The organism is Vibrio sp. 1069 (genome assembly GCF_033340555.1).
In genome coordinates this window covers 1-551 of record NZ_JAWOWP010000794.1, presented here as the reverse complement: position 1 = coordinate 551, position 551 = coordinate 1, and the positions used below count along the sequence as shown (strand labels likewise).

General features: G+C 45.9%; 1 pseudogene. It reads right to left on the bottom strand.

The window, feature by feature from the left end:
• Positions 1 to 307, bottom strand: a pseudogene (locus R7040_RS29105) (M23 family peptidase); the annotation flags it as partial.
• Between the last annotated feature and the right edge of the window lie 244 nt (positions 308 to 551).

The following is a 551-nucleotide window of genomic DNA, read 5'->3' as shown; positions in this document are numbered from 1 at the left end:
CTAAGCGTTCGGAAACCAACTGAACCCGCTCCTCTCGCTCTGAAAGGCCGTTTTCTAGTTCAGACTTCAACGCCTTTAATGTACTGAGCTCTTCGCCCATGCTGCGTGAGTGCTCGGTGAGCTGCGCTTGTTTCATCGCTGCGCTATCGACCCGCGCGTAGAGATGGTTTATGAGAATGGCGGTAGCTGCCAAAGTCAGTACAAATAGCCCTAAAAAGGTTTTTAGGTTGCGTTGCATCCGTTTACTGAAATACCAATGCTTGGAGCCATTGATGGTTGATATCGAGATCGTCAGTTGGTCTTTCATCATGTCGTAATGATCGTATTCTGGTATAAGCCTCGTCACTGAGTGAGCTCGACTGTAAGGAAAACCACAGGGGACTGCCAGAGGCAAATTGGAAAGAAGTGTCAGGTCGTGAGCCGTTTTCCGATATTTGATAAAAGACTCAGTGCGGATTTAATGTTGGGTTAATTTTGGTCGGTGTTGCATGTTTGGCACTTTAGAGTGACGAAATTACCAATAGTATGAATGTGCAATTCAACATACTTCA